Raw genomic sequence first — 25,690 nt, 5'->3', positions numbered from 1 at the left:
CGTCCGAGCCGCCCGTGCCGTCCGAGCCGGCCCCTTCACCGGCCGACGGCCCCACCGGTCCCGACAACTGGGGCATGACCGGCCCGGCACCGTTCCAGCAGACCTCGGCGGACGACCCCGCACCCGCAGCGCCCGCCGCAGCCGCGGCCGCGGCGACCGACGTGACGATGGACCGCAGCGCCCTCACTCCCGGCCTCGACGGACCGGCGGACAGCCCGATCGTCCTCGCCGTCCTCTGTCCGGCCGGCCACCACTCGTCGCCACACGCCAGCGCCTGCCGGGTGTGCGACCGCGACATCCCGACGCAGCAGCCGTTCCAGACCCCGCGGCCCCAGCTCGGCGTCCTGCACGTCTCGGCCGGCGGCCAGGTGCCCCTGGACCGCGGCATCCTCCTCGGCCGCGCGCCCAAGGTGAACTCCGACCTGCCCCCGAGCAGCCGTCCCCACCTCGTGCGGCTGGCGTCGAAGGACAACGACATCTCCCGCAACCACGCCGAGGTCATCCTCGAGGGCTGGCACGTCCTCGTGCGCGACCTCGGCTCGACCAACGGCACGACGGTCACCCTCCCCGGCCAGGAGCCGGTCCGGCTTCGCCCCACCGAGGACTTCGGCATCGAGCCCGGGGCCGTCGTGACGCTCGCCGACGAGGTCTCGCTGACCTACGAGGTCTCCGAGTGACCCGAGCAGCACCCGGGACGCCCCCGGAGATCCCCGGGCTCGTCTACCGCCAGCCGCTGGGTTCCGGCGGCTACGCCGACGTCTTCCTCTACGAGCAGCAGCAGCCGCGGATGCCGGTCGCGGTCAAGGTGCTCAAGCGCGAGGGCCTGACCCCGTCGATCCTGCGCCAGTTCGTCGAGGAGGCGAACACGATGGCGCAGCTCGCCGACCACCCCTACATCGTCCAGGTCTTCCGCAGCGAGCAGCTCGCCGACGGTGGCGCGTACCTCGTCATGAAGTACTACCCGCCGCCCAACCTGGCCACCCGCGCCAAGCGCGAGCGGCTCAGCGTCGAGGAGGTCCTGCGCACCGGCATCCAGCTGGCCAGCGCCGTCGAGACCGCCCACCGGGCCGGCATCATCCACCGCGACGTCAAGCCGGCGAACGTGCTCATCAGCCAGTACGGCGCCCCCGGGCTCACCGACTTCGGCATCGCCGGCCGCGCGCTCGGCCCCGAGGAGCACGACGAGGACGTCGGCGTCTCGGTGCCGTGGTCCCCGCCGGAGGTCCTCTACGGGCAGAGCAACGGCGACGCCCGCAGCGACGTCTACTCGCTCGCCGCGACCCTGTGGCACCTCCTCGTCGGGCGCTCGCCGTTCGAGCAACCGGGAGGCGACAACTCGGCATACGCCCTCATGCCGCGCATCCGCGCGACCCCCGTGCCGCAGACCGGGCGGGCGGACGTGCCGGTCAGTCTCGAGCGGCTGCTCGGCCACGCCATGGCCAAGAAGCCCGACGCGCGCCCGCAGACCGCCATCGACCTCGCCCGCGGGCTCCAGGCGATCGAGCAGGAGCAGCGGTTCGCGCGCACCCCGATCGTCGTGCTCGACGAGTCCGGGCACACGACGGTCGCCGACAGCACGAGCCGCGCGGACCCCGAGGAGCCCGACCCCGACCGCACGAGCGTGCGCGCCCCCAGGGTCACCTCGCCGCAGGCCCTCACGCCGAGCCCGGCCGCGAACCCCACGGCCGACACCGGCGTCGACGACGAGACCCAGCCGGCGACGATCAGCGGCGGCGCCCTGCTCGCCGGGGTCGGCGTGCTCGTCCTCATCCTCGTCGGCGCCCTCGTCTGGGCCGTCGGGTTCCGCGGGGGCGACGACCCCACGGAGGCCTCGACCGGCGCTCCCTCCGCCTCCGCGACCGTCGGTGGCGGTGGGCCGGTCGTCGACCTCCCCGAGCAGCCCCTCATCGACGGGCGCACGGTCCCGGGCGGCGTCGCGTTCACGTGGCAGTACGCCGGGGTCCGCAAGGGCGACTACTACCGGGTCCGCGCGGCCGCGAGCGAGGCCGCCGTGCCGGAGGCGCAGGTCCTCACCGTGCGCGCGCTGCCCCACACCGTCAAGGCGGCGAACGGCCAGGTCGTCTGCGCCCAGGTCGCGGTGGCGCGCGCGGCCGGCGCGTCCTCGGCCTACTCGGCCGTCAAGTGCCTGACCGGAGGGTGACGCGATGTCCGTGACCGTGGAGTTCTGCGGTGAGGAGTTCCAGGCGTCCGAGGACGCCCCGCTGACGATCGGCCGGGTGGCCGACGTCGAGATCGACGACAACCCCTACCTGCACCGCGTCTTCCTCCAGGTCCACCGCGAGCACGACCTGTGGTGGCTCACCAACGTCGGCTCGAACCTCACCGCGACCGTCGGCGACCGCCAGGGCCTCTTCCAGGCGTGGCTCTCGCCCGGTGCCCGCATCCCGCTCGCGCTCGAGGCGTTCACGGTGTGGTTCACGGCCGGCCCGACGACCTACGACTTCGACATCACCGTCGACGACGCGACCTTCACCTCGATCGTCACCGAGCCCGAGCTCGAGTCCGAGGACTCCCCGGGTGAGACGACCGTCGGCCGCGTGTCGATGACCCCGGACCAGAAGCTGCTCGTCGTCGCGCTGTGCGAGAGCTTTTTGCGGACGACGTATGCCGGTCAGGGCCAGATCCCGTCCTCCGCCCAGGCCGCGGCCCGGCTGGGGTGGACGACGACCAAGTTCAACCGCAAGCTCGACAACGTCTGCCAGAAGCTTGCCGACGCCGGCACCCGTGGCCTGCACGGGGGCCCCGGCAAGCTCGCGAGCAACCGCAAGTCGCGGCTCGTCGAGCACGCCCTGTCGACCCGCATGGTGACCGAGGCGGATCTGGTCCTTCTGGACTGATCATTTCCGAACTAGTCCTTCCCTCCTAGGCAGTTCAGGAGCAGGATGCACAGAAGTTCGTGCAATGGCGCACGGACGTCTGGGCCCCTTGCCCGGTTCCCTGAGGAGAAACATGACCCTACGCAGATCTCCCAGGACACGGTGGCGCTCGCTCGCCGTCGTGCCCGCGCTCGCCTTGGCTGCCACCGGACTGACCGTCGGGTCGGCGTCCGTGGCGGCGAACCCCACCCCCGAGGTGACCGCCGCCCCAGCGGGCGCCGACTCCACCGCCGGCTACATCAACTATGTGGCTCCGCGCCTGGAGGAGAAGTTCGCGCAGGACAAGGCCGCCAAGCTGGGCGACAAGGCGGCGACGAAGAAGATCGCCGCGCAGCAGAAGTCGCTGGCCAAGGCCAAGGCCTTCGACCGCAAGCACAGCCAGGGCAACCCGGTCGCTGCCAGGCAGCTCGCCAAGCTCGAGGCCGAGGCGATCAGGACCGGCAAGAGCCCGAAGGCGATCAAGGCCAAGAAGTTCAAGCAGGCCAAGACCACCCAGGAGGCCAAGCTCCTCACCATCCTCGTCGAGTTCAGCGAGCAGGCCAACGACGACTTCACCGGCGTCATGGTCCCCGACGGCTACGACGGCGCGACCTGTGTGCCCGGCACCGTGCAGAACGGACCGACGCACAACCAGATCCCCAACCCGGCCGGCAGTGAGCTCGCCGACAACAACTCGATGTGGGTCAGGGACTTCTCGTCCGAGCACTTCAACAAGATGCTCTACACCAAGACCGGCATCACCGAGCGCGTCCGCCCCGACCTCACCGGTCCCGACGGCAAGCCCGGCATCGACATCTCCGGCTACACGATGAAGAACATGTACGAGGAGATGTCCAAGGGCGCCTACACCGTCAGCGGTGCGGCGACGCCGTGGATCACGGTCCCCCACTCCGAGGGCTGGTACGGCGCTACGCAGTGCTTCCAGAACGCCGAGGGCGAGTGGGAGTTCACGCGCGTCCAGGACATGCAGGGCCACCCGGACAACCCGCTCGGGCCGGGCCAGCTGCCGATCGACGCCGTCAAGGCGCTCTCCGACGCGCAGCCCAACTTCCCGTGGGCCGACTACGACGTCGAGGACCAGGGCGACCGTGACGGTGACGGCAACCTCCTCGAGCCGGACGGTGTCATCGACCACGTCGTCCTCGTCCACGCCGGTGAGGACAAGTCCGGTGGCGGCGGAGCCGAGGGCCCCTACGCCATCTGGGCGCACTCCTCGGCGGTGGCCGGCGGCGCACCCGTGCCCGGCACCAACCTGCGCCTGTCCAACTACATCGTCCAGCCCGAGGACTCGGGTGTCGGCGTGTTCGCGCACGAGTACGGCCACGACCTCGGTCTGCCGGACCTCTACGACACCTCCGGCGGCGGCGAGTCCGACGTCGACTTCTGGGACCTCATGAGCTCGGGTTCGCACTCGGGGCCGGTCTTCCAGTCGATGCCGACCCACATGGGCATCTGGGACAAGTGGGTCCTCGGTTGGGCCGACCCGGTGCAGATGAACCCGGGTGACGACCCCAAGGCCGTCAAGGTCGGCCAGACGAGCCGGACCCCCGTGGGCTCGGCCGACGGGGTCAAGGTCAACCTCCCGAACAAGGACCAGACCCTGGCCACTCCGCACAGCGGCGCCAAGATGTGGTGGGGCAACAACGACCAGAGCTGGGCGATGAACACCCTGTCCAGGTCGGTCGACGTCCCGAACGCGGCTGACAGCAAGTTCTGGATGTGGAACAACTACGTCATCGAGGTCGACTGGGACTACGGCTTCGTCGAGGTCTCCACCGACGGTGGTGCCACGTGGACTCCGCAGAAGGTGTTCGACGAGGCCGGCGCCCTCGTCACCACCCCGGACACCTACCCCGACCCCAACGGCAACCTCGCCACCTTCGGCAACCGCAAGAACGCGCTGACCGGTGACAGCCACGGCTGGCGGCACGACTACATCGACCTGTCCCCGTGGGCCGGTCAGACGGTCCAGGTCCGGCTCATGCAGGCCACGGATGCGGCGTTCACCGAGCGCGGCTGGTTCGCCGACGACTTCGCGGTCACCGGCGGCGGAGCCACGACGTGGTCCGACGACGTCGAGGGCGGCGCCGCCGGCTGGACGGCCACCAGGGGCACGTGGGTCGACGGCAGTGCCCTGGGTGCGGGCTGGGTCATCGACACCGGCTCGAGCTCTCGCGCTCAGTACTACATGGTGGAGTGGCGCAACTTCGACGGGTTCGACGAGGGCCTGAAGTACGCCTACGACTCGACCTACCAGAAGCTGGGTGAGGACGGTGCGTGGAAGGTCGAGAAGATCAAGTACAACGCTCCCGGTGCGCTCGTCTGGTACCGCGACACCTCGTACGGCGACACCAACCACGTCACCACCAACGAGGCGGCCCTGCCGAGCTACGGTGCGAAGGGCGGACTGCTCATCGTCGACAGCCACTTCAACCCGCTTCAGCGCACGGGTGCGGCGGCTGCACTCGATCCGTCCACGCTCAACGTCATCCCGTCCCGGGCCCAGTCGTCCAACGCCGCGTTCGGCCTGGGCAGGACGTACCCCTTCAGGGAGTGCCTCACCCCGACGGGCTCGTACACGGAGGTCTGCACCGACCTCGCGGCCCAGGCGCCGGTGAGCACCTTCACCGACGACCTCGGCTGGGTGCCCGGGTTCGCGCTGCGCGAGTCCGACGGTGCGCTGTTCTACCGTGACCGCGACGCCTCCACGGTCGTCCCGTCGGTGGGCAACCAGCAGTACTCCACGCCGCTGTACGACCTGGAAGGCAACCGCCTTCCGGACTACGACGGGTTGGACATCGGGCTCGGGCCGTTCGGCTCCGGGAACCCGGCCGACGACGGAGTGGGCTACGGAACCATCGTCGACGTCGCGAAGGCGTTCAGCGGCAACACGGCCGCCCTCATCAAGATCACCCCGCCCAGCGCGGAGTAGTCAGGGCGCACCGAGTCATCGGGCCCGCATCCCTCTCCGGGGATGCGGGCCCGATGCCGTGTCACGCCGCCCTCACCTTTGCGTCCGCAGAGGTGGTCGGGTTGTCGACCAGGGTTGCGGACGCTGGGGTCGCTCTTCGGGGTTGCGTCCGCAAGGGTGGTCGGGTTGTCGACCAGGGTTGCGGACGCTGGGGTCGCTCTTCGGGATTGCGTCCGCAAGGGTGGTCGGGTTGTCGACCAGGGTTGCGGACGCTGGCGTATGCCGGCCAGCGGCCTGATCGTCCACAGCTCGACTCGGGCGTTCCATCCGTCCACAGCCCGGGTCGTCGGAGATGGTGGATTCCGCGCGGAGGCGATTCGCTGCCGTCATGACGAACCGGAGCGAGGTGGCGGGGCGGCTCTGCCTCGAGCTCGACGGGGTGGCAACCCTGGCCGAGCTCCGCACGGCGGGGGTGAGTCGTTCGCTGCGCCGCAGCATGATCCGGGCCGGCCACTGGCGACCGATCGGCGCGAAGGGCGTGGTGCTGCACACGGGTCCACTGGTCGGCGAACAGGCGTGGCGGGCGGCGCTGGTGCGCGTCGGCCCCGGTTCTCGGCTGGGTGGCGTCACCGCGCTGCAGGCCCACGGGCTGACCGGGTTCGACGAGCCACGCACGCACATCTGGGTGAGCAAGAGCTTCACCAAGGACGGCCGCGACCTCCCCGACGGGATCGTCCTGCACGAGACGCGCCGCTGGGGCGCGGGAGACTGCACGAGCGTGGGCATCCGTCGGTCGACGGCACCCGTGGCGGCGGTCCAGGCTGCCCTGTGGGCGGTGTCCCGCCGCCAGGCCGCACTCTGTCTCGTCATGCCGCTGCAGCAACGACTCGTTCGTGCCGAGGACCTCGTCGCCGAGCTCGACCGCGTCGCCCGGCACGAGTTCCGGGCGATGCTGCGAGCCGTGGCCGCGGACCTCCTCCTCGGCGTGCACTCGCTCAACGAGCTGGACTTCGCTGCCGAGTGCCGCCTCCGCGGGTTGCCCGAGCCGTCCCGCCAGGTACGGCGGCGGCTGTCGACAGGGGGCGCGGTCCTCGACGCCTTCTGGGACCGGTTCGGCGTGTGCGTCGAGGTCAACGGCGTCGGCCACGACCACCTGGTGACCTCGATGCGCGACGAGGTGCGGCTCGCCGACCTCCAGACACGGGGCGAAGCCGCTCTTCCCCTGTCGGTCCTGACCCTGCGGGTCGACCCGGAGCCGTTCTTCACCTCGCTCGCTGCCCTCCTGCGAAGCCGAGGCTGGTCCGGCTGACGGGAGCGGACGGCATACGCGCGCTCGTCCCGCGTGCGTCCGCAGAGGTGGTCGGGTTCGCGACCAGGGTTGCGGACGCTGGCGTCGGTCTCCCCGCGTGCGTCCGCAGAGGTGGTCGGGTTTCGGACCAGGGTTGCGGACGCTGGGGCGCACGAAAAGGTGAGGGTTCAACCACCTCCTTTTCCGCGGAAGCGTGGGGGTGGGAGGCCGGCGGCAGCCGGTAGCATGCGACTCGGCATACGCGTCACTTCTTCACACCGAGAGGGTGCGCCGCGTGCCGAAGCACCCATGGGGGGTGGCGCCACCCGGCGCGGGACCACGTGGTCGTCGGCCGGGAAACGGTGCCGCCTCACGCCACCCGACGAGAGGACCCGGACCCGATGACGGTCACCCATGACCAGGCTGCCTGGTTCACCACGACCTTCGAGGCGATGGTCAGCAACGTCGACAAGGCGGTGCTCGGCAAGGAGCACGTCATCCGCCTGGCCCTCACCTGCATGCTCTCCGAAGGGCACCTCCTCCTCGAGGACTTCCCCGGCACCGGCAAGACCCAGCTCGCCCGTGCGGTGTCGAGCACGGTCCACGGGACCAACAGCCGGATCCAGTTCACGCCCGACCTCCTGCCCAGCGACGTCACCGGCGTGACGATCTACGACCCCAACATCAAGAAGTTCGAGTTCCACAAGGGCCCGATCTTCGCGACGATCGTCCTCGCCGACGAGATCAACCGCGCCTCGCCGAAGACGCAGTCCGCGCTCCTCGAGGTCATGGAGGAGGGCAAGGTCACCGTCGACGGCGTCCGCCACGAGGTCGGCGAGCCGTTCATGGTCATCGCGACCCAGAACCCCATCGAGCAGGCCGGCACCTACCGCCTGCCCGAGGCCCAGCTCGACCGCTTCCTCATGAAGACCACGCTCGGCTACCCCGACCACGAGGCCACGGTCCGCGTCCTGCGCGACGCGAAGACCCGTGACCGCACCAAGGCCCTCGAGCCGGTCGTCACCTCGCAGGTCGTCCTCGACATGGCCGAGCTCGCCGACGAGGTGCATGTCGACGACGCGATCCTCGAGTACGTCTCGCGCCTCGCCGAGGAGAGCCGCCGCCACGTCAGCGTCCGCCTCGGCCTGTCCGTGCGTGGCTGCCTCGCCTTCATCCGGTGCGCCAAGACCTGGGCCATCGGCCAGGGCCGCACCCACGTCATCCCCGACGACATCAAGCTGCTCGCGCACCCCGTCCTCAACCACCGCCTCCTCGTCACCGCCGAGGCGCAGTTCGCGGGCATCACCGTCGACCAGGTCATCGGCCAGATCCTCGGCGAGGTCGCACCCCCGACCGAGCGCGTCGCCTGACGATGTCCGACCAGGGGGGCCCCGACGACGAGTCGGCGACGATCCGACGATCCGACCTGCGCGGGTCGTCCTCGTCGACCCCCGGCACGGCCGTGGACCAGGACGACTCGACCGTCTCCCGGTCCTCGCTCAAGGTGCGGCCCGCCCAGGACCAGCCGAGCCGGCGGCGGTCCTCCGGGGCCACCGCCACCGGGGGGTCCCGCTGGCGCGCGCTGCTGGGTCGGCGCTCGTCCGACGACGACACCCAGTCGGTGCGCCGGCACGACGTCGAGCCCCGGGGCGCGGCCGCGGGCGGCTCCACCGGCCCCGCCAGCCCCGCCAGCCGCTCGACCCGTCGTCGCCCCGAGCTCCCGACGATCACCCTGCCCCGGGTGCAGATCCCGACCGCGATCACCCAGACCGGCGCGCGCCTGCTCGACCTCACCGGCGATCGCATCCGCCCGCTGGCCGAGCGCTCCGAGCCGGTCTGGCGCCCGGTCCTGCGCACCATCGCGTGGGTGTCGGCGCTCGGTTGGACCGTCTGCCTCCTCGGCCTGCTCGCGTGGTTCCTCGCGAGCCGCTACGAGTGGACCGAGCTGGCGATGATCGCCGTCGCGTGCCTCGTCCTCTTTCTCGCCTGCGTCGCGCTCGCGGTCGGCCACGCCAAGGTCGAGATCCGCACCGACGTCGACCCGACGCGGGTGACCGTGGGCGAGCCCGCCACCGGACGCATCGAGGTCCGCAACCTCTCGGGTCGCGGGATGCTGCCGTTGCTCGTCGAGCTGCCCGTCGGCCGCTCCGCCGCCCGCTTCACCCTCCCCTCGCTCGGCTCCGGCAAGTCGCACGAGGAGCTCTTCGTCGTCCCCACCGAGCGCCGCGGCGTCATCCAGGTCGGCCCGGCGACGACCGTGCACGGCGACCCCCTCGGCCTCGTCCGTCGCACGATGGAGTGGACCGAGCGGACGGAGCTCTTCGTGCACCCCCTGACGACGTCGCTCGAGCCGCTCGGCGCCGGGCTCCTGCGCGACCTCGAGGGCCAGGTGACCCCCGACCTGTCGATGTCCGACCTCGCCTTCCACGCCCTGCGCGAGTACCAGCCCGGCGACGACCGGCGCTACATCCACTGGCGCTCGACGGCCAAGCACCGTCGCCTGCTCGTGCGCCAGTTCCTCGACACCCGGCGCTCGCACCTCGCGGTCGTCGTCGACACCTCGCCCGAGGTCTACACCGGCGAGGACGAGGCCGTCGAGCTCGCCATCTCGTGCGCCGCCTCGCTGGCGCTGCGCTCGATCCTCGACGAGCAGGACACCACCGTCGTCTGCCACGACCAGCAGATCTCGCGCTCGACCGCGGCGCTCACCCTCGACACGTTCGCCCGCGCCGGCATCGGGGCCATCGACGTCTTCGCCGCGTCCGGTGACGCCGCCGCCCTCGCCCCCGACGCCAGCGTCGCGATCCTCGTCACCGGCTCGCACCGTCCCTTCATCCAGGTCCAGCGGGCCCTCGCCCAGTTCGAGGTCGAGGTCATCAAGGTGGCCCTCGTCATCGACCCCGACGCCCAGGTCGGTGTCCGCCACGCGGGCGGGCTGACCATCCTCACGGTGCGCGAGCTCACCGACCTGCGCCGCGTCCTCTTCAGTGGAGCCCTGGCATGAACACCTACGCCCCCGCTCGTTCCGGCGAGCGAGTGTCCCGACCGCGCCCGGACCGTCCGGCACTGCTCCGTATGCCGTCCCGCCCGGCCCTCGTCGACCTCGCCTTCGCGCTCGTCCTCGTCGCCATCGCCCTCGTCGGGTTCCGCACCGGCTTCATCGGGTGGGAGTGGGTGCTCGCGGCCGGGGCCGGCGTCGTCCTCGGCGCCGCCGTGGCCCACGTGGCGACGGTGCGCACCTGGTCGCTGCTCCTCACCACCCTCGTCCTCCTCGCGACCCACTTCCTGCTCGGCGGGCCCCTCGCCGTCCGCGGGGACCTCGTCGCCGGGGTCATCCCCAGCCTGCAGACGCTGACCGACCTCGCCGTGGCGCCGGTGACCGGGTGGAAGGAGTGGCTCACGCTGCTCCCGCCCGTCGACGCCCGCGGTCCGCTCGTCGCGCTCCCGTGGGTCACCGGCCTGCTCGGCTCGGCCGCGGCCTACGGCGTGGCCCGGCGCTTCGCCGGGGTCGGCGCCGCCGCAGTGGTGCCCGTCCTGCTCCTCGTCGGGAGCATCGCGCTCGGCACCCAGCAGCCCGCGGCCAAGCTCGTCCAGGGCGTGCTCTTCGCCCTCGTCCTCATCCTCTGGCTCGTCGTGCGCGCCGGCCGCACCCGCGCGGCGATGCAGAACGGTGCCGGGCGCCAGGCCCGCGCCGTCACCGGCCTCGTGCTCCTCACGGTCGCCGCCCTCGCCGGCACCTTCCTCGGCCAGTTCCTGCCGGGCACCGACGAGAGCTCGGCCCGCGCGGTCGTGCGCACGCAGCTCACCCCGCCCTACGACGTCGCGCAGTTCACCAGCCCACTGTCGGGCTTCCGCCGCTACACCGAGCCCAACTCCGCCGACCTCTTCGACACCGAGATCCTCAGGGTCACCGGGCTGCCCGAGGGGACCCCGGTCCGCTTCGCGACGCTCGACAGCTACGACGGCCTCGTCTGGGGCGCGGCCGACCGGGCGACCGACGGCACGCCGTACCAGCAGGTCGGCTCGCGCATCGCCCCGCGCACCCAGGGCACGACCGCGACGGCCACGGTCACCGTGCCCGACGGCGGCTACGACGGCGCCTGGCTCCCGCTCGCCGGGTCGACGACGGGGGTGCGCTTCGAGGGCGCCCGCGGCGACGAGCTCGCCGACGCGCTGTGGCTCAACACCGCCACCGAGACGGCGGTCGTGCCCGCGCTCGTGCGGCCGGGTGACTCCTACTCGTTCGACACCGTCCTCGGTGACGATGTCTCGACGACGATGCCCGCCGAGCTCGACGTCGCGAGCGGTGGTGCGCTCGCGGAGGACACGAGCTTCCTCGACGCCAAGCTCGACGCCTGGTCCGGCCAGGCCGGCAGCTCGTGGGAGAAGTTCGCCGCGGTCGCCAAGGTCATGACCCAGGACGGCGCCTACACCGACGGCGGCACCGCCAACTCCTACGAGAAGGTCTACCTCCCCGGCCACGGCCTCGGCCGCCTCGGCCGCTTCGTCGGCTCGACCCAGCTTGCCGGCAACGACGAGCAGTACGCCGCGACCCTCGCCCTCGCCGGCAACCGGATCGGCATCCCGACCCGCGTGGTCATGGGGGCCATCCCCGGGTCCGGCGGCGTCGTCAAGGGCAAGGACGTCCACGCCTGGGTCGAGGTCCAGCAGGACAACGGCACGTGGCATGCCCTCCTCCCGTCGACCTTCCTGCCCGACCGCAACAAGAAGCCCAACGAGCAGCAGCTGAAGTCCGAGGAGCAGAAGGTCGGCGCGCAGGTGCCCCCGCCCGCCGGGGTCAACCCGCCCTCGGTCCTCCAGGGACCGGACCAGGCCCAGAACGCCACGGACATCAAGAAGAAGAAGCGCAACCCGCTCGACATCGGCGCCTGGCCGCTGTGGCTCAAGCTCCTCGTCTTCGCCCTGGTCCTGCCCGTCCTCCTCGCCTTCGCGGCCTACGGCCTCATCCGCTGGCTCAAGGCGAGGCGCCGACGCCGGCACGCCACGACGGGTCCGACCGCGTCGCGTGCCGCCTGGGTCTGGCGCGACCTCGTCAGCGACGCCCGCAGCCTCGGCATCGCCGTCCCCCAGCGTGCGACCCGGCTCGAGCAGGCGGCCTCCCTGCCCGAGACGGCCACGGCCCGGCCGATCGCCGTGGGCGCCAACGCCGCCGTCTTCGGTCCCGGCGACCCCGAGCCCGAGGTGGCGACCGCCCTGCTCGCCGAGGCCGACGACGTGCGCCGCCAGCTGCGCGGCTCGGTCTCGCGGTGGCGCCGGCTGCGCTCCGACCTCAGCGTGCGCCCCCTCCTCGAGCGCGACCGCCGCCCCCGTGGGTCCGGCTCGCGACTGCCCTCCCTGCCCTCCCTGACCTCGATGCGCGGCACCCGTGGCGCCGAAGGATCCGCGTGAAGCCCTTCCGCCGTCCCGCTCGCCCCGCCTCCCTGTCGCGCTCGTCGCGGCGCGGGCGCAGCCGGGGGCGCGTCGCGTCGACGATGGTCGTCGTCCTCGCGGGCGCGACCATCGGCTACGCGGCCGTGACCTCCCAGGGCGCGACCGTCCATGAGGCCGACGTCGGTGACGGCGGCGTGTGGATCACCTCCGACGTGCAGGCGAAGTTCGGCCGGCTCAACAAGGCCGCCGCCCAGCTCGACGCGGGCGTCGCCGCCGACGTGGCCCCCGGCTCCGGCCTCGACGTCCTCCAGGACGGCATGGCCGTCATCGCCTGGTCCCGGGCGACCGCCCAGCTGCAGCCCATCGACGTCCGCACCGCGCAGTTCCGGGAGGAGACGGCCACCGCGCCCGGGGTCCCGACCCGTGCGCCCGGCCGGGTCGCCCCGACCCTCGTCGACCTGCGCGCCGGCGTCCTCGCCGCGGTCGACCCCAGGACCGGGAAGGTCTGGGCGCAGCACGTCGACACCCGCAAGGGCGTCGAGAACCTCTCCGGCCTGGCCACCGGCGCCAAGCCGCTCGCCACGGTCGGCGCCGACGCGGTCCTCGCCGTGGGTGAGGACGGCGCCATCCACGTCGCGTCCGGCCAGAAGGGCACGGTCACGACGATCCGCCCGACCGCCGAGGCCTTCGCCAAGCCGGTGACCGAGCAGAGCGGCGCCAAGGGCTCCCAGCTCCAGGTCACGGCGGTGGGCTCCGCGTGGGCGGTCTACGACCCCGAGCGCGACGCGCTCCACAGCAGCGGCCGCACCGAGGGTGTCGCCGCCGGCTTCGCCTCCGCCGAGGGCGAGCGGGCGTATGCCGCGGTGCAGCTCCCCGGACCGGGCGCCGACGCGGTCGCCGTGGCCGGTGGCAACGGCCTGCGGATGGTGCGCCTCGACGGGGGCGCGCCGACCGGCGGCATCGAGATCGAGGAGCGGGTGAACCGCAGCGGCGCGGTGCCCTTGCCCGCCCACCCGGTGGTCCTGCGCGGGTGCGTCCACGGTGCGTGGTCCGAGACCGGTCGCGTCTTCTACGGCGCCAACTGCGGCCGCGAGCAGCCGGTCCCGACCGGCACGATCGACAACGTCAGCGAGACCCCGCTGCGCGACGGCGTCGCCTTCCGCGTCAACCGCGGCATCGTCGCCCTCAACGACCTCGACAACGGCAGCGCCTGGGACGTCGAGCGGGACAAGCAGAAGATCGACAACTGGGACGCCCTCATCCCGCCGCCGCAGCGCGACGAGGACAACAAGAAGAAGGACAAGAACGTTGTCGACGACGCGGTTGCGCAGCAGCCGCCGACCGCCAAGCCCGACACCCTCGCCGTCCGTCCCGGGCGCACGAGCAAGCTCCACGTCCTCGACAACGACACCGATGCGGCCGGCTCCGTCCTCGCCATCGACCCGCGCGACGTCAGTGCCGTCTCCGACCCGGACGTGCGCGCCTCGGTCTCGGCCGACGGTCAGAGCATCGACGTCACCGTCCCCGCCGGGTCGAACACGCCGTTCCAGTTCACCTACCTCGTCGGCAACGGCAAGGTCAAGGCCAAGGCCCGCGCGGCCGTCAAGGTCACCGTCGTCGCCGACCAGACGAACAACGCCCCCTTCCTGCGCGAGGGCCAGGCCACGCTCGCGAGGACGGCATACCCCGTCCTCGCCGGCAAGCGCCTCAGCGTCCCGGTCATCGCCGACTGGCGCGACCCGGAGTCGGACCCGGTCATCGCCTCGGTCGACGGCGACGGGCTGAGCATCGACGGACAGGGGCGGATCGCCTACCTCGCGCCGCCCGTGGCCGGCAAGGGCGACGTCGACTACGTCGTCGACGACGGTCGCGGCGGCCAGACCAAGGGCGCGGTGCCGGTCGAGGTCGTCGCGCTCACCGAGACGCGCGCCCGACCTCCCGTGACCCAGCCCGACGTCATCCGCGGGGTGGTCGGCAAGTCGCTGCAGATCGAGCCGCTCGGCAACGACATCTCCGGAGCCGACCCGGGTGACCCCGACGACTCGATGCACCTCGCCGGCGACGTGCGGGCCGTCGCCAACCTCACCGTCGACAGCAACCGCGACACCGGCGTCGTCACCGTCACCCCGAGCGGCCCCGGCAGCTTCGAGCTGTCGTATGCCGCCCAGGTCGGTGGCGGTGTCACTCCCGGTCGCATCCGGGTGGACGTCATCGAGGCCGCCGACCCCGAGGCCCCGCCGGTCGCCGTGGGCGACACCGCGACCCTGCGCGACCAGGCGCCGACCCTCGTCGACCCGCTCGCCAACGACTACAGCCCACGCGCCGACGTCCTCGTCACCCAGGGCGTGAGCACCGCGACGAGCGAGGACTCCTGGCTCCGGGCCTCGATCTACCAGGGGCGCTGGATCCGCGTCGTCGCGCTCGACCCGGCCGGTCCCGCCGCGGACTCGACCCGCCGCGGGACCATCCGCTACACCGTGAGCGACGGGTCGAAGACCGCCACCGGTGAGCTGTCGGTGACCCAGAAGCCGGCGCGCGACCTCGACCCGGTCGTCGAGGACGACAAGGCGGTCGTGCGCGAGGGCGACACCGTGGCCGCTCCCGTCCTCGACAACGACACCATGGCCGACGGCATCCCGCTGCGCCTCGACCCGCTCAGCGTCAAGGTCCTCGGCAGGGGCGCCGAGCAGACGGCGTTCGCCTCCGGCAACGTCATCCGGTTCGTCCCGGCGGCCACCGGCCTCAGGACCGAGCAGCTCGTCACCGTCGAGTACGCCGTCCACCCCGAGGGGATGCCCGAGCGCGCGCAGACAGGTCGCCTCACCGTCCGCGTCACGCCGCTGCCGTCGACGGCCGTCCCCAACCAGGCTCCGGTCGCCCGCAGCTTCTCCTCGTCGGTGACCGCCGGCGACCCGCTCACCATCACCGTGCCGACGACCGGTGTCGACCCCGACGGCGACACCGTCGGTGTCGTGGGCGTCGTCGGGACCGGCGGGGGAGCGGTCGACCTGCGCCTCGGTCGCGTCGTGTCGACCGGGCCGTCGACGATCCGCTACGAGTCCTTCCCCACGTCCAGCGGCACCGAGGTCATCAACTACGAGGTCGTCGACCGGTTCGGCGCGGTCAGCCGCGCCTTCGTCCGGGTCGGCGTCGTCGCCCCCGGTGACCCGCAGCCCCCCGTCGCCGTCGACGACACCGTCACCGCGGCGCCGGGCAAGACGGTCACCTCAGCGGTGACCGCCAACGACCTCATCGCCCGTGGCGACGCCGTCGAGCTCCAGCACGAGGAGCTCAACCCCTCGTCCGAGAAGTCGCAGTGGAAGGTCGACGTCGACGAGTCCACGGTGACGACCACCGTCCCCGACGAGGGCGCCCCGGTCCACGACTTCGTCTACGGCATCAGCAACGGGCTCTTCGACCCGTCCCGCGCCAGCCTGCTCGTGCGCGGCCAGAAGGGCTGGCTCAACCCGCCGACCGCCCTCGACGACATCGCCAAGCCCAGGCCCGGTGAGACGGCCACGGTCACCGACGTCCTCGCCAACGACACCGACATCGACTCCGACCCCGCGACCCTCAAGGTCGTCGAGGTGCTCTCCCCGAACGCGAGCATCGAGGGCAACAAGGTCTCGGTCGCGATCCTCGACCACCCCTACAGCGTCCCCTACGTCATCGAGGACGAGGACGGCGCGCGCGCCATGGCGGTGGTGCACGTGCCGCGCGGCAGCGGGGGCACCCCGTTCGTCGTCGAGGGGTCGGTCATCGAGATGGACAAGGACGCGAGCCGGACCGTGCGCCTCGGCGACTACGTGAGGTCGCCGCAGTCCCGGGTCCTCGGCATCACGTCGGCCAGCACGATCTCCACCGCGCCCGGGTCCAGGCTGGCCGTGACCGCCGACGCCGACGGCAGCCTCACCCTCACCTCCTCGGGCGGCTACGTCGGCCCGGCGAGCGTGATGTTCGAGGTGACCGACCAGCAGAGCGACGACCAGAAGGACGTCCACACGGCATACGTCTCGATCCCGGTGCAGATCGGCCCCAAGGTCCCGCTGCTGCGCTGCCCCACGTCCGCCGTCTCGCTCATCGCCGGCGGGCTCGAGCGCACCCTCGACATCCCCACCCTCTGTCGCGCCTGGCTTCCGGTCGGCCTCACGCTCGACGACGTCGAGTTCACGACCTCCTGGCAGCGCGAGGCCGACGACGTCCGCCTCGAGCAGTCGGGTGCGGGCCGCCGCACCGTGACCCTGAGCGCCGGCGGCAACGCGCGCTCCGGCGAGGGCGTGCTCCGGATCGGCGCCAAGGGCTCCGACCTCACCGCGCCGGTCAAGGTCACCGTCATCGGTGCCCCGGCCCAGGCCCAGGCCTCGGCCGGTGGCCCGGACGCGACGCTCCCAGCGGCGCGCCTGCGACCGATCTCGGTCAACGGGCTCCAGGAGGGTGACAGCCAGCAGGTCGACGTCCGCTCCTACCTCGACTCCCCGCTGCGCGACGCCTCCTGCACCCTCACCGCGGCCACCGTCACCAGCGGCGAGGGCCTCACCGTGACACGCGACGGATGCCTCCTCACCGTCTCCGCCGGCGAGCGGCCCAGCCCGACCGGCCGCGTCTCGATCACCGTCTCGGACGGGCCCAACCGCTCGGCCAACGGCGCCGTCGCCGTGACCATGCTCGGTCGTCCGGGTGCGCCCACGGCCGTCGCCGCCCAGGCCGACCGGGCCGCCGGTGGCCGCGCCCGGGTGAGCTGGTCCGCGCCGGGCTACGACGGTGGCGCGCCCATCCGCACCTACACCGCCTCGTGGACCGGCGGGTCCGCCGGCAGCCTCGACTGCACCGCCTCGCCGTGCACCATCGACGGCCTCACCAACGGCAAGGACTACTTCTTCACCGTGACGGCGACGAACGTCGTCGGCGAGTCCGACCCCGGTGGCCCGAGCACCGCGGCCCGACCGGACACCAAGCCCGGGCCGGTGCCCGGTGTCACGATGGCCGGCCGTGGCGACGGCTCGCTGACCATCCAGTGGTCAGCGCCCGAGAACAAGGGCAGTGCCGTGTCCAAGTACGTCGTGCGGCTCGTCCCCCTCGCCGCCGGTGGCTCGGCGAGGACGGTCGAGGTGGCGGCCCCCGCGAACCGGATCCCGGTCACGGGCCTGGAGAACGAGGTGCAGTACTCCGTGGCCGTGCAGGCGTGGAACGAGGCCGGACCCGGGCCCTTCGGCCCGGCCGTGACGATGCAGTCCGCCGGCACACCTCCGGCGGTCACCGGCCTCAGGCTCGCCCCGGACGGTGTCGGCGCCAACAAGGACCTCGCCTCCATCGCCATCACCTGGGACACCACCCGTCCCAACGGGCCGCCGCTGAAGAACTACACGGTGCACCGCCGGGTCGACGGCGGGGGCTGGGCGGCGATCAGGACCACGGCACCGGGGACGACCAGCACCAACGACCAGGTCCGCTACGACGGCCGCCGCTACGACTACGTCGTCACCGCCACCAACGGCGCCGACCTCACGTCACCGCAGACCAACCCGCAGTCGTTCACGTCGATCGGCCAGCCGTCGACGCCGTCGGTGAGCGCCGCGACGCCGGACAACGACGAGCGGGTCCGGCTCACGGTGAGCCTCGGCCAGCCGCGGTCCGGCGGCTTCACGTCCGTCACGTGGCGCTCGTCGGGGGGTGCCAGCGGCACCTTCCCGTGCGGGTCCTGTCCCGCCGGCGGCCAGGTCACCATCACGACGAGCCAGCTGAGCACCTCGCCACAGACGTTCACCGTGACCACGGACAACGGCACCCGCTCGTCGAACCCGTCCGGTGGCAGCAACCAGGTCCAGCCCTACGGCCCCACCCCGCGGCCCGACCCCAACGGTGGCTCGACCTCGGGACGGAACGTCACCTACAACTGGACGCTGCCCACGAACGGCCGACCGGTCACCCGGGTCGTCGTCACCGGTGCCGCCAGTCACGACGGTGAACCGATCACGTCGATCGGCGCCAGCGGCAACTTCGCCCAGGACCTCACCATCAACATCCGGGCGTACTCCGCCGGAGGCGAGTCGCCGGTCCTGCAGATGACGCGGCGCACCGACAACCCACCCCAGCCCCAGATCTACAACGTGGGGCCGAGCCCGGAGCAGTACAACGACCCGGCCGGTGTGGGAACGTGTCGTACCTCCACCTGCCCCAAGGTGAACTACAGCGTCCGTGACTTCCCGCCGAACACGTCCTGGAACGCGGTGTGCGAGTCCGAGAGAGCGGGCAACTCCACCACCCGTACGGCGAACATCGACGGCTCGGGGAACGGCTACTCGATGCCGCGCTACTGCCTCTTCGCCCGGGGCGGCGTCGGCCAGGTCCGGATGCACCTGTGGAACGGCAGCCAGGACGTCTACTCGCCGTGGGTGCCGTTCTGATCCGGATCGGCGTCATGCGCCGGGGAGTCCTCCCCATCCCGAACGGCGCCGGCGCGTGCGAAACTGGCTCGCGTCGGGGTGGGGCTGACACCGCCCCCTGGAGCGGGGTCAGGTCATGAAGCAGGGTCAACGTCGGGTCGCGGTCGCGCCCCGGGGACGGCGGGGGGTCGCCTCCGTCGGGGTCGTCGCCATCGCGGCGTCCCTCCTGACGTATGCCGCCGTGACCAGCAGCGGCTCCACCGTGCACGAGGCCGACGTCGGCGACGGCGGCGTGTGGGTCTCGTCGTCGGCCCAGGCCAAGTTCGGCCGGCTCAACACCCAGGCCCGCCAGCTCGACGCCGGGGTCTCCACCGCCCTGGCCGACGGCTCGAAGGTCGACATCCTCCAGGACGGCGCCGCCGTCGTCGGCGTGGCGACGGGCAACACCCTCCTGCCCATCGACGTGCGCACCGCGACGTCCGAGGAGTCGGGGGCAGCCGCCCCGGCGCCGCTGCCGGCCAAGGCCGGCCAGTTCACCCCGGCGACGGTCGACCTGCGCGGCGGCACCATCGCGACGGTCGACCCGAAGACCGGCAAGGTGTGGGCGCAGCGCGTCGACACCAGGGACGGCATCACCTCCCTCGAGGGCGTCGGGTCCACGACCAAGCCGCTGGCCACCATCGGCGGCAACGCCGTCATCGCCGTCGACACCAGGGGAGGCGTCATCGCCGCCTCCGGCGCCACCGGCACGGTGCTGACGATCGCGCCCACGGGCGACGGGCTCGCCAAGCCGGTCACGGTGGCGACTCCGGTGCGCGCCGCGCTCCTCGACCTCACGGCCGTCGGCGACACCTGGGTCCTCTACGACCCCAGCAAGGATGAGCTGCACGTCGAGGGGCGTGACGAGCCGGTCAGCGCAGGAGCAGCCCTCGGCGACGGGCCGGCATACGCCGCCCTCCAGCAGCCGGGAGCGAAGGCCGACACGGTCGTCATCGCCAACGCGACGGCAGCGCGGGCGGTGCGGCTCAGCGGTGGCGACGCCGCCGACGTCGGTGGCGTCGAGGTGCGCGACCAGGCCAACCGCTCGGTCGATCCACCGCTGGTCACGCGGCCGGTCGTGCTGCGCGGCTGCCTGCACGCAGCGTGGGCCGAGACCGGCAACGTCTTCTACGGCGCCAACTGCGGCCGCACCGACGCCGTGGCCGCCGGTGCCCTCGGCGACGCGAGCAAGGGTGTCGTCCGGGACGGCGTCGCCTTCCGGGTCAACCGCGGCAACATCGTCCTCAACCACCTCGACACCGGCGAGCTGTGGGACCTCGACTCCACGAAGCAGAAGATCGACAACTGGGACTCGCTCATCCCGCCGACGAAGAAGGACGACGACAACGACAAGAAGGACGAGAACGTCGTCGACGACCAGCAGGTGAGCCAGCCGCCCAAGGCGATGCCGGACAACCTCCGGGTCCGCCCCGGTCGCACGAGCAAGATCCACCCGCTCGACAACGACACCGACGCCAAGGGCTCCATCCTCGCGATCGACCCCAAGGACCTCACGGCACCGAGCGCGTCCGACGTCACTGCGTCGGTCTCCAGCGACGGGCAGACGGTCGACGTCACCGTCCCGGCGAACCCGTCCTCGTCGACGATCACGCTCTCCTACAAGGTGAGCAACGGCAAGGCCAAGCAGAAGGGCGCGGCCCGGATCGTCCTCACCGTCGTCGGTGAGGAGATCAACACCCCGCCTCGCGTGCGCGACGGCAAGGCCGACCTCGCCCGCACCACCTACCCGGTCGTCTCCGGCGGCCGGGTCTCGGCCTCGGTGCTCGGTGACTGGCGGGACGGTGAGAGCGACCCGCTCACGGTCGACGCCGTGGACCCGTCCACCGTCATCGACGGCCAGAGCCGGGTCGGCGTCACCGCGCCGGTCAAGCCGGGGCCGGCGACGGTCGAGTACGCCGTCACCGACGGCCGCCAGAGCACCCGCGGCGACATCGACCTCACGGTCCTCGACCTGGCGGAACCGACGTCGGTCCCGCCCCGCACCCAGCCCGACGTCGTGCGCGCCGTCCTCGGCAAGCCGGTGCAGCTCGAGCCGCTCGGCAACGACATCCCCGGTGCCGACCCCGGTGACCCGGACGCCCGCATGCGCCTCGCCGGCGAGGTCGCTCCCTCCGGCCCCCTCGACGTCGACACCAACCTCACGACCGGCGTCGTCACCGTGACGCCCAACGGCCTCGGGACGACCGAGCTCGCGTATGCCGCGCAGTCCGGCGGCACGGTCAGCCCCGGCCGCATCCGGATCGACGTCGTCGAGCCGGGCGACCCCGAGGCCCCGCCGGTCGCGGTGCCCGACAGCGCCTCGCTGCGCGACCAGGCGCCGTCGATGATCGACGCCCTCGCCAACGACTACAGCCCGCGCGCCGACGTCATCGTCACCCAGAGCGCGACGGTGGCCGGTGACAGCACGTGGCTGCGGGCGACGGTCTACCAGGGACGGTGGGTCCGCATCGAGGCCCTGGAGCCGTCACCGATCAGCGGGGAGGGCAGCCGGCAGGGGACCGTCCAGTACGCGATCAGCGACGGCACGAAGCGCACCACCGGAACGATCAACGTCGTCCAGCGCCCGCCGCTCCCCGGCGCGTCGCCGACCGTCGAGGACGACCGGGCCACCGTCCGTGAGGGCGACAGCGTCTCGGTCGGCGTGCTCGACAACGACACGATGGCCGACGGCATCCCGCTCGTGCTCGCCCCGGACAGCGTCAAGGTCGTCGGCGGCGGGGAGGCCCGGGCCTTCGCCTCGGGCAACCTCGTCCGCTACGTCCCCGAGTTCGCCGGCCTGACCGCGCCCAAGGACGTCGTCATCGAGTACGCCGCGTACGCCGAGGGCGCACCCGAGCGGGCCAAGACCGGCCGCCTCACCGTCACCGTCAACCCGCTCCCGACGCGGACCACGCCCAACCAGGCGCCCATCGCCCGCAGCTTCTCCGGGTCGGTGACGTCGGGTGAGTCGGTCACGCTGACCATCCCGGCGACCGGCGTCGACCCGGACGGCGACTCGGTGACGCTGCGCGGCATCGTCGGCAAGGACGCGGACGCCCTCGACCTCACCCACGGCCGCGTGGTCTCCGTCGGCCCGTCGACGATCCGCTACGAGGGCTACCCGAACTCGGCCGGCACCGAGCTCATCCGCTACGAGGTCCAGGACCGGTTCGGCGCGACGAGCCAGGCGTTCGTCCGGGTCGGCGTCGTGCGCCCCGGCGACCCGCAGCCCCCGGTCGCCGTCGAGGACGAGGTCGTGGCCGCCCCCGGCAAGAAGGTCACCGCGCACGTCCTGCGCAACGACCTCATCGCCCGCGGCGACGCGGTCCGCATGGAGCACGAGGACCTCAACCCCGGCGCGACCCAGAAGCAGTGGACGGTCGACGAGGACGACGACACCATCTCGACCGTCGCCCCCCAGCCCGACGCCGCGACCCACCAGTTCGTCTACGGCATCGACAACGGGATCTTCGACCCGTCCCGCACGACGCTGCTCGTGCGCGGCCAGGTCGGCTTCGTCAACCCGCCGATCGCCCAGGACGACGTCGCCAAGCCCGCGGCCGGTGAGACCACGGCGCTGGTCGACGCCCTCGTCAACGACACCGACATCGACTCCGACCCGGCCACGCTCAAGGTCGTCGAGGTCCTCTCCCCGCACGCGAGGATCGAGGCCGGCAAGGTGCGGGTCACCCTCCTCGACCACGCGCACACCGTCCCCTACGTCATCGAGGACGAGGACGAGGCCCGCGCGATGGCCCTGATCTTCGTCCCGCCGGGCGACAAGGGCGCCCCCTTCGTCGTCGACGCTGCCCTCATCGAGATGGACCAGGACTCGACGAGGACCGTCACGCTCAGGGACTACGTCAAGTCCCCCCGCAACAAGGTCATCGGCATCACGGCCGCCGCGACGGTCTCGGCCTCCCCGGGACAGTTCGTCTCCGCCGAGGCCGAGGCCGAGGGCAGCGACGCGGTGCGGCTCACCTCCCGCGGCGGCTACATCGGCCCGGCCGCGCTCATGCTCGAGGTGAGCGACCAGGAGAGCGGAGACGACAAGGACGTGCGGACGGCATACGTCTCCGTCCCGGTCCAGGTCGGACCGAAGGTGCCGCTGCTGCGCTGCCCCGACGCGCCCATCGTCCTCGCCGCCGGTGGCCGCGCGCGCGAGGTCGACATCCCGACGTACTGCCGGGCGTGGCTCCCGGTGGGCACCGCCCTCGACGACTTCGAGTTCACCGCGAAGTGGGAGCCCCAGCCCGACGGCGCCGACCTCCAGCAGGCCGAGAGCGGCGGGCGGCTCGTCACCCTCAGCGCGGGTGGGCGCGCGCCCTCGGGCACCGGTGCGGTCTCCGTGACCTCTCCCGGTATGCCGTCCGTGACGTTCCCCGTGCGCGTCCTGGGTCGTGCCGGTGACGGCGATGCCGCCGGGGCCGGTGCGGGAGCCGGTCTCGGCCCCGACGGCAAGCCGCTGCCGGTGGTCGGCCAGCCGCGCCTGCGACCGATCCGCGTCGACGGCCTCAACGAGGGCGAGTCCGAGTCCATCGACGTGAGCCGCTACCTCGACTCGCCGCTCGAGAAGCCGTCGTGCTCGATCGCCGCCGCCCAGCTCGAGAGCGGCACCGGCATCGAGGTCTCCCGCAGCGGCTGCACCCTCACCCTGCGCGCGACCTCGCAGCCCAGCCCCAACGCCACCGTGTCGCTGCTCGTCGCCGACGGCCCGGGTCGGCAGGCCGCCGGCCGGGTGACCATCACGATGCGCGGCAAGCCGACCGCACCGACGGGCGTCAGCGCCGTGGCCGACCGGATCGCCGGCGGCCAGGCCCGGGTCTCCTGGGTGGCGCCGGGCTACGACGGCGGCGTGACGATCTCGCACTACACGGTCCGGTGGGGCGGTGGCAGCCCGCTGCGGTGCACCTCCTCGCCGTGCACGGTCACCGGCCTGACGAACGGCAAGGACTACACCTTCACCGTCGTCGCGAGCAACGCGGTCGGCGACAGCCCCCCGAGCGCCGCGAGCAACGTCGTGCAGCCCGACACCAAGCCCGAGGCGACCTCCGGCGTGGGGATGCTCAGCCGGGGCGACGGCACCCTGGCCGTGGGGTGGTCACCCGCCCCGAACAAGGGCTCGGCGATCACCAAGTACGTCGTGCGGCTGGTCCCGACGAGCTCGGGCGCCTCCGCGCGCACCGTCCAGGCGGCGGGGACGGCGACGAGGGCAGCGGCCACGGGCCTGGACAACAACACGCCGTACTCGGTCGCGGTCCAGGCCTGGAACAAGGCCGGCGCCGGACCGTTCGGCCCCGCCGTGCAGATGCAGTCGGCCGGAACCCCGCCGGCGGTGTCCGGCGTCAACGGCGCCACGCGTGGACCGGGCGCGGGCTTCGACTCCGAGTCGATCACCGTCTCGTGGAACCAGCAGACCAACCCCAACGGTCCGCCGCTCAAGCACTACACCGTCTACCGCAACGTCGACGGCGGTGGCTGGACGCAGATCGGCCGTGTGGGTGCGCAGACGCGGACCCTCGGCGACACGATCCCCTACGACGGGCGGCGCTACGGCTACTCCGTCACCGCCACCAACGGCGCCGACCTCGAGTCGCCCCAGGGCACGCCGTGGACGTACACGTCCGTCGGCGTCCCCAGCAACCCGAGCGTGGGTGCCAGCACGCCCAACCCCGACAAGTCGGTCGTGGTCAGCGTGCAGGTGGGCCAGCCGCGCGCGGGCGCCTTCCAGGCCATCCGGTGGCGCGGCGGCGGCAAGTCCGGCACGCACGCGTGCGGGTGCGCGCCGGGGACGACCGTGACGTTCACGCTGCCCAACATGGGGATCGACCCGCTGACGATCAAGGCCAGGACGGTCAACACCGGCGGCCGCGAGTCCAGCGAGGCGACGAGTGGCCAGGTCCAGCCGTACGGCCCGACCCTCGAGCCCACCAACGTGTCGGCCTCGGTGAACGGCCGCACCATCACCTGGCGGTGGAACCTGCGGACCAACGGTCGACCGATCGACCAGGTGCAGATCAGCACCGACGGCGGCAACTGGCGTGCGCCGGACAACCGCGAGAGCCACAGCCAGACGTTCGGCTACTCGGAGGAGCACGGCCTCCGGGTCCGGGCCCACAGCGTGGACGGCTGGAGCGGCGCGACCACGGGCGTGCGGGCGACGACGGTCCCGGAGCCCAAGAACCCCGAGATCTACAACGTCCGGTTCAGCGCCGCGAACTACATCGACTTCGACATCCGCGACTTCCCCGGCAACACGTCGTGGACGATCAACTTCAACCACAAGGGCTACAGCGGCAGCTTCACCAGCGCCAGCAAGGTCAACGTCGGGCCGGCCGGCAACGGGTACACGTGGGGCGGCAACTACTTCGTCGAGGCCAAGGGCGGGGACCTCGTCATCACGATGTCGAGAGCGGGCAGCCCCGACGTCACCAGGACGGTCCGACGCTAGGCCGGGTTGATGCTCGTCAGTCGATGACCGCGAGGATGTCGCCCTCCTGGACGACGTCGCCGACCTCGACCTTGACCTCGCTCACCGTGCCTGCCTGCTCGGTGAGCACGGGGATCTCCATCTTCATCGACTCGAGCAGGGCGATCTCGGTGCCCACCTCGACGGTGTCGCCGACGTGGACGGCGATGCTGAGGACGTTGGCGACGAGGTCGGAGACGACGTGGTGCGGCATACGCCCGACCGTACCGACTACGCACCGGTAACCCGCCTTCCGGCTGCGGGTCACGGCACAGGGGCACGTCGCTGCGGCGGGGCGTGAGGGCTGCCGCG

The 25,690-nt window shown here is 72.3% G+C and carries 11 protein-coding genes; 10 read left to right on the top strand and 1 reads right to left on the bottom strand.

The window, feature by feature from the left end; all coding sequences use genetic code 11:
* From N801_RS12210 to N801_RS12160, 10 genes are all read left to right on the top strand, one after another.
* Positions 1 to 677, top strand: a 677-nt coding sequence (locus N801_RS12210) for an FHA domain-containing protein (protein ID WP_211254725.1), incomplete at its 5' end; no start/stop codon positions are given.
* A complete protein-coding gene (locus tag N801_RS12205; protein ID WP_035938151.1) occupies positions 674 to 2,161 on the top strand; it encodes a serine/threonine-protein kinase in 1,488 nt (495 codons plus the stop codon). The genes N801_RS12210 and N801_RS12205, both read left to right, overlap by 4 nt.
* Before the next feature lie 4 nt (positions 2,162 to 2,165).
* On the top strand, positions 2,166 to 2,858 hold the full coding sequence (locus tag N801_RS12200) for a hypothetical protein (protein ID WP_035938149.1): 693 nt from the start codon (positions 2,166 to 2,168) through the stop codon (positions 2,856 to 2,858).
* Positions 2,859 to 2,970: 112 nt separating this feature from the next.
* The gene (locus N801_RS12195) at positions 2,971 to 5,829 is read left to right on the top strand and encodes an immune inhibitor A domain-containing protein (protein ID WP_035938147.1); all 2,859 of its coding nucleotides are present in this window, start codon (positions 2,971 to 2,973) and stop codon (positions 5,827 to 5,829) included.
* Between the two features lie 367 nt (positions 5,830 to 6,196).
* Entirely contained in the window at positions 6,197 to 7,117 is a 921-nt protein-coding gene (locus N801_RS12185; protein WP_035938144.1) for a hypothetical protein, read from the top strand.
* Between the two features lie 380 nt (positions 7,118 to 7,497).
* The gene (locus N801_RS12180) at positions 7,498 to 8,466 is read left to right on the top strand and encodes an AAA family ATPase (RefSeq protein WP_035938142.1); all 969 of its coding nucleotides are present in this window, start codon (positions 7,498 to 7,500) and stop codon (positions 8,464 to 8,466) included.
* A gap of 2 nt (positions 8,467 to 8,468) precedes the next feature.
* Positions 8,469 to 10,100 (top strand): DUF58 domain-containing protein, encoded by a 1,632-nt coding sequence (locus N801_RS12175; protein WP_035938140.1) that lies wholly within the window; start codon positions 8,469 to 8,471, stop codon positions 10,098 to 10,100.
* On the top strand, positions 10,097 to 12,505 hold the full coding sequence (locus N801_RS12170) for a transglutaminase family protein (protein WP_035938139.1): 2,409 nt from the start codon (positions 10,097 to 10,099) through the stop codon (positions 12,503 to 12,505). The genes N801_RS12175 and N801_RS12170 overlap by 4 nt, the downstream gene beginning before the upstream one ends.
* Positions 12,502 to 18,891 (top strand): Ig-like domain-containing protein, encoded by a 6,390-nt coding sequence (locus tag N801_RS12165; protein WP_035938137.1) that lies wholly within the window; start codon positions 12,502 to 12,504, stop codon positions 18,889 to 18,891. Before N801_RS12170 ends, N801_RS12165 begins: the two co-directional genes overlap by 4 nt.
* 115 nt (positions 18,892 to 19,006) lie before the next feature.
* The gene (locus tag N801_RS12160; RefSeq protein ID WP_035938135.1) at positions 19,007 to 25,360 is read left to right on the top strand and encodes an Ig-like domain-containing protein; all 6,354 of its coding nucleotides are present in this window, start codon (positions 19,007 to 19,009) and stop codon (positions 25,358 to 25,360) included.
* A 16-nt stretch (positions 25,361 to 25,376) separates the two neighbouring features.
* Here N801_RS12160 and N801_RS12155 read toward each other — a convergent pair whose 3' ends face one another.
* Positions 25,377 to 25,592 carry a biotin/lipoyl-binding carrier protein gene (locus tag N801_RS12155; protein WP_035938133.1) on the bottom strand — a complete coding sequence of 72 codons (216 nt, stop codon included), beginning with the start codon at positions 25,590 to 25,592 and terminating at the stop codon, positions 25,377 to 25,379.
* Positions 25,593 to 25,690 lie beyond the last annotated feature (98 nt).

This window comes from Knoellia aerolata DSM 18566 (assembly GCF_000768695.1).
In the GTDB taxonomy this organism is placed as follows: Bacteria; Actinomycetota; Actinomycetes; order Actinomycetales; family Dermatophilaceae; genus Knoellia; species Knoellia aerolata.
The sequence above is the reverse complement of the archived record's forward strand: the minus strand, read 5'-3'. Positions and strand labels throughout refer to the sequence as shown.